Source organism: Streptomyces sp. AK08-02, from assembly GCF_033795085.1.
GTDB classification, from domain to species: Bacteria; Actinomycetota; Actinomycetes; order Streptomycetales; family Streptomycetaceae; genus Streptomyces; species Streptomyces echiniscabiei.
This window is the reverse complement of sequence record NZ_JARAZV010000050.1, coordinates 1-1,056: the sequence shown is the minus strand read 5'-3', so window position 1 is coordinate 1,056 and position 1,056 is coordinate 1. Positions and strand designations below refer to the sequence as shown.

Genomic DNA, 1,056 nt, shown 5'->3' with positions numbered 1-1,056 from the left:
GGCCTCGCTAATTCCCACAGTCCGTCCGGAACGATCCATCCCCACCGTCCACTCCCCATGCCCAGGACAACTGTCAACTGACCATGTAGGACACGGTCTTAGACGGTGTCCTATGTGGTGAGGCGGAGGAGGCGCTTGTAGCAGCACAGGGCGGCGGCGAGGCCGAGAAAAGCCAGGTAGTTGCGGGGATTGCGTTCATAGCGGGGGCTGAGCCGGCGGTAGCCGGACAGCCACGAGATGGTCCGCTCGATCACCCATCTGCGGCGGCCCAATCGTTCGCTGGACTCGATGCCCTTGCGGGCGATGCGCACGCCGATGCGCTTGCCGCGTAACCATTTCCGCAGGTGAGGCACGTCGTACGCCTTGTCTGCATGGAGCCGTTGGGGCTTGAAGTGACGGCCGCGGTGGGGGTCGTGTCTCGTTTGGTGACCGGCCACCATCGGCTTCAGACCTTCGCTGTCGTGGACATTGGCGGCGGAGACGCCGACGACCAGGGGCAGTCCGTTCGCGTCCGACAGGACGTGCATCTTGGAACCCGGCTTACCCCGGTCCACGGGGCTCGGACCTGTATGTTCGCCCCCTTTTTAGCGCGCACGTGAGCGGAGTCGAGGACGACGCGGGAGACGTCGATGAGGCCTGCGTCGTCGAGTCGGTGCAGGACCGCTTCGTGGAGCCGGCCCCAGACACCGGCTCTGGACCAGAGCATGAAGCGGCGGTGGGCCGTCGACTTGGATATGCCGAAGCACGGAGGCAAAGCCCGCCAGGCGCAGCCGCTGACCAGCACGTAGATGATCGCCGCGAACAGCGTCTCATCAGGCGTGTCTTGTGTGCCGCCGCCCTGCGGCCGCACTTTCGACTGTGGGATCAGCGGCTTCGCGATCTCCCACAGCCCGTCCGGAACAATCCAACTCCATGTGCCCCGCCCCATACGGGGTGCAACGAGTGATCACCACATAGGACAGGGCCCCGGCGTTTGCCCGGATCGCCCCGGCCTGGGCCGGTTGATCATGCTGGCGGGCCCCGGAAGCAGATGAACACGGCACCTGTGGATCATGG

General features: G+C 65.4%; 1 protein-coding gene. It reads right to left on the bottom strand.

Annotation, left to right across the window (positions count from 1 at the left end):
• Positions 1 to 110 precede the first annotated feature (110 nt).
• A protein-coding gene (locus PV734_RS45690) for an IS5 family transposase (protein WP_107308003.1) occupies positions 111 to 928 on the bottom strand; the annotation gives its coding sequence in 2 pieces (ribosomal slippage) (positions 111 to 586 and positions 586 to 928; 819 coding nt in all).
• Positions 929 to 1,056: the final 128 nt, after the last annotated feature.